Origin of the sequence: Mesorhizobium sp. M7A.F.Ca.CA.002.15.2.1 (genome assembly GCF_003998715.1) — a bacterium.
Taxonomy (GTDB): Bacteria; Pseudomonadota; Alphaproteobacteria; order Rhizobiales; family Rhizobiaceae; genus Mesorhizobium; species Mesorhizobium ciceri.
Window position 1 is genome coordinate 1 of sequence record NZ_RZPI01000479.1, and the last position, 4,462, is coordinate 4,462.

At 64.5% G+C, this 4,462-nt stretch carries 4 protein-coding genes; all 4 read right to left on the reverse strand.

Features of this window, described 5'->3' with window-relative positions; genetic code table 11:
* Positions 1–106 precede the first annotated feature (106 nt).
* A complete protein-coding gene (locus tag ENZ74_RS23130; RefSeq protein WP_127313006.1) occupies positions 107–2,248 on the reverse strand; it encodes a sodium-translocating pyrophosphatase in 2,142 nt (713 codons plus the stop codon).
* Between the two features lie 239 nt (positions 2,249–2,487).
* Positions 2,488–3,237 (reverse strand): ABC transporter permease, encoded by a 750-nt coding sequence (locus tag ENZ74_RS23135; RefSeq protein ID WP_013532238.1) that lies wholly within the window; start codon positions 3,235–3,237, stop codon positions 2,488–2,490.
* On the reverse strand, positions 3,234–4,172 hold the full coding sequence (locus ENZ74_RS23140; RefSeq protein WP_013532239.1) for an ABC transporter ATP-binding protein: 939 nt from the start codon (positions 4,170–4,172) through the stop codon (positions 3,234–3,236). The genes ENZ74_RS23135 and ENZ74_RS23140 overlap by 4 nt, the downstream gene beginning before the upstream one ends.
* The coding region (locus tag ENZ74_RS23145; protein WP_127313007.1) for an ABC transporter permease subunit at positions 4,169–4,462 on the reverse strand (294 nt) is incomplete at its 5' end. The genes ENZ74_RS23145 and ENZ74_RS23140, both read right to left, overlap by 4 nt.

A 4,462-nucleotide genomic window follows, 5' to 3' on the forward strand; every position in this document is an offset into this window, starting at 1 on the left:
CATTTACCGCATGCAAGAGATCGGCTTGTTGACGCGTCGACATGGCATTGCTCAACAAAAAACCCGCGGGATCGCTCCCGCGGGTTGTTTCGGGCTGAAGCCTAGATCAGCCGTGCGCGAGCACGGCCAGCAGCAGGAGCGCGACGATGTTGGTGATCTTGATCGCCGGGTTGACGGCGGGGCCAGCGGTGTCCTTGTAGGGATCGCCGACCGTGTCACCGGTCACCGAAGCCTTATGCGCCTCGGAACCCCTGAGATGCTTGACGCCGTCCTTGTCGACAAAGCCGTCTTCGAAGGACTTCTTGGCGTTGTCCCAGGCGCCGCCGCCAGAGGTCATCGAGATAGCGACGAACAGGCCGTTGACGATGACGCCGAGCAGCGAGGCACCCAGCGCTGCAAAGGCAGACGCCTTCGAGCCCGAGATGAGCAGCACGCCGAAATAGACGACGAGCGGCGCCAGCACCGGCAGCAGCGACGGGATGATCATTTCCCTGATTGCCGCCTTGGTCAGAAGGTCGACCGCGCGGGCGTAGTTCGGCTTCGAGGTGCCGGCCATGATGCCCGGATCCTCGCGGAACTGCTTGCGCACCTCCTCGACGATGGCGCCCGCCGCACGGCCGACGGCCGTCATGGCGATGCCGCCGAACAGATACGGGATCAGCCCGCCGAAGATCAGGCCGGCGACGACGTATGGGTTGGAGAGATCGAAGGAGATCTCGCCCATGCCCTGGAAGTAGGGATATTTGTCGCCATTGGCGGCGAAGAACTTCAGGTCGTTCGAGTACGCGGCAAACAGCACCAATGCGCCGAGACCAGCGGAGCCGATGGCGTAGCCCTTGGTCACCGCCTTGGTGGTGTTGCCGACCGCGTCGAGCGCGTCGGTGGAGTGGCGCACTTCCTTGGGCAGGCCGGCCATTTCGGCGATGCCGCCGGCATTGTCGGTGACCGGGCCGAAGGCATCGAGCGCAACGATCATGCCGGCAAGGCCGAGCATCGTCGTGACCGCGATCGCCGTACCGAAGAGGCCGGCAAGCTGATAGGTCGAGATGATGCCGCCGACGATGACGATCGCCGGCAGCGCCGTCGATTCCAGCGAGACCGCGAGGCCCTGGATGACGTTGGTGCCGTGACCGGTGACCGACGCCTGGGCGATGGAATTGACCGGGCGCTTGTTGGTGCCGGTGTAGTATTCGGTGATGACCACGATGAGACCGGTCACCACGAGGCCGATCAGGCCGCAGATGAACAGGTTCTTGCCGGTGATGACCATGCCGGCGACCGTGCCGACCTCACCCCAGCCGAGCGTCACCTGGGTGGCGACGCCGAGGCCGACGATGGACAGCAGGCCAGTGACGATCAGGCCCTTGTAGAGTGCGCCCATGATCGAGCCGTTGGAACCGAGCTTGACGAAGAAGGTGCCGACGATCGAGGTCAGGATGCAGGCGCCGCAGATGGCGAGCGGATAAAGCATGGCCGCACCCAACACGGCGGTGCCGCCAAAGAAGATGGCAGCCAGAACCATGGTGGCGACGACAGTCACCGCATAGGTTTCGAACAGGTCAGCGGCCATGCCGGCGCAGTCGCCGACATTGTCGCCGACATTGTCGGCGATCGTGGCCGGGTTGCGCGGATCGTCTTCGGGAATACCGGCTTCGACCTTGCCGACGAGATCGCCACCGACGTCGGCGCCTTTGGTGAAGATGCCGCCGCCGAGACGAGCGAAGATCGAGATCAGCGATGCGCCGAAGCCGAGCGAGACCAGCGAGTCGATGACGATGCGGTCATTGGGCTGGAGGCCCATGAAGTGGGTCAGGATGAGGTAGTAGATCGACACGCCGAGCAAGGCGAGGCCAGCAACCAGCATGCCGGTGATGGCGCCCGATTTGAACGCGATGTCGAGGCCGGCAGCGAGACTGTTCGATGCGGCCTGCGCCGTGCGAACGTTGGCGCGAACGGAGACATGCATGCCGATGAAGCCGGCGGCGCCTGAAAGCACCGCTCCGATCAGGAAGCCGATCGCGGCGGTGATGGACAGCAACCACCAGGCGAGCACGAGGACGACGACGCCAACGATGGCGATGGTGGTGTACTGACGCGCCAGATAGGCTTGTGCGCCCTCGCGGATAGCCGCGGAGATTTCCTGCATGCGTGCATTGCCCTGATCGGCCGCAAGGACCGAACGTGTCGCCCAGATGGCGTAAAGGATTGAAAGCAGGCCGCAGGCGATGACGGCGGAAATAATTGTCATTGCCGGATTTTCCTCGATTGATGGCCCAAAAGAACCCCTCCCTGGGCCGTTGAGACAAAGACCGGATTCCGAGCACGGAATCCGCCTCTTCGCAGCGGTGTATGCGAAACAGGGCTGCGAACGTCAAGATATTGTTCGGTTTTTGCCCGGCTTTCGCCCAAATGGTTGGGACCAGGCGGCGGCTGCCGTCAGCACCCTGCGATTAGATCGATTGAAATTAGCCCTGACGCAGGGCGTGGCTACTCTGCCTCCCGGCCCATCCGGCGCGCCGTGTAGCGCTCTATGGCCGACAGGCCGTCATAGATCAGCACGGCAAGGGCTGCCACGATCAGGCCGCCCTGCAGGATGAAGGCGAGATTGTTGGATAACAACCCGGCGATGATCACTTCGCCCAGCGTTTTGGCTGCCACGGTCGAACCGATGGTCGCCGTGGCAAGGCTGATCACCACCGACAGCCTGATGCCGCCGAGAATGATCGGGGCGCTGAGCGGCAGCTCGACCTTGGTGAGCCTTTGCCAACCGGTCATGCCGGCGCCGCGCGCCGCCTCGACGACGTTGGCAGGTAGCGTCGTCAGGCCGGTCAGCGCGTTCTCGAAGATCGGCAGCAGGCCATAGAGAAACAGCGCGATCAGTGTCGGCTTCTCGCCGAAGCCGACGGCCGGCACGGCGAGTGCCAGCACCGCCACGGGCGGAAAGGTCTGGCCGATGTTGACCAGGCTGCGCGACAGCGGCAGGAATTCGGCGCCGGCGGGCCTGGTGACCAGGATGGCAAGCGCCACCGCAACGATGGTTGCTGCCACGGTGGCGATCAGAACCGTGCGCAAATGCAGCAATGTCAGCGTCAGCAGGCTGCCCTGGTTGTAGATCACCGGCGCATTGTTTTCGGTCAGCGGCTTCAGCAGCGGCACGAACCAGCCGGGATTGGTGACGAAGGCAACGAGCAGCATCACCAGGGCAAGTCTGAGCAGCGATGGAAGCCAGGCCTTCATGCGGGCCTCGCCGCGCGCTTCACCAGCCCGTCGACGGTGACGCGGCCAAGCGGCTTGCCATCGGCGCCTTTGACCGGCAGCGCCGGCCGGCCCGTCCACAACAATTCGGCCAGCGCGTCACGCTGGCTGGCGTCGCCGGGGATCGCCTCGCCTTCGGCGGAGCCCTTCTCCACGGCATCGCGGACCCGACCGAGCGACAGCAGCCGGAACGGCCTTTCGCTGGCGCCGACCAGGGTCTCGACGAAGGCGCTTGCCGGCTTTGCCAGGATCTCGGCGGGCTTGGCGTATTGCACCAGCTTGCCGGCATCCATGACCGCGATCTTGTCGCCCATATGCACGGCCTCTTCCATGTCGTGGGTGACCAGGATGATGGTGGTGCCGAAGCGCTTCTGGATCGCCAGCAGATCTTCCTGCGCCTTGTTGCGGATGATCGGGTCGAGGGCGCCGAACGGTTCGTCCATCAACAGCACGTTGGGCTCGGCGGCGAGCGCGCGGGCAACGCCGACGCGCTGTTGCTGGCCGCCGGACAGTTCGTGCGGATAGCGCGGCCCGAAGGCTTCGGGGTCAAGCTGATAGAGCGTCATCAGTTCGTCGACCCGGGCCTTGATGCGGTCCTTGTCCCAACCGAGCAGCACCGGCACGGTGGCAATGTTCTGCGCCACCGTGCGATGCGGGAACAGGCCGTGGCCCTGGATGGCGTAGCCGATGCTGCGGCGCAGCTCATAGCCGGGCAGCGAACGATTGTCGGCGCCGTCGAGCTTGATGATGCCCGAGGTCGGCTCGACCAGCCGGTTGATCATGCGCAGCAGCGTCGTCTTGCCGGACCCGGACGTGCCGACAATGACGGCGATGGTGCGCGGCTCGATGACCATCGACACGTCATCGACCACGGTCGTCGCGTCATAGCGCTTGGTAATGCCTTCGATCTCGATCATGCCGTTTCAACCCTGCGCCTGGTGGCGGTCATTTCGATCACCGCATCGAGGATGATGGCGGCGGCAAAGGCGAGCGCGACCGTTGGCACCGCGCCGAGCAGCACAAGGTCCATCGCCGTCTGGCCCACACCCTGGAAGACGAATACGCCGAAACCGCCGCCGCCGATCAGCGCGGCAATGGTGGCGAGGCCGATGTTCTGCACCAAGACGATGCGAATGCCGGTCAGGATCACTGGAAAGGCCAGTGGGAACTCGACGCCGAACAGGCGCTGCCTGTCGGTCATGCCCAT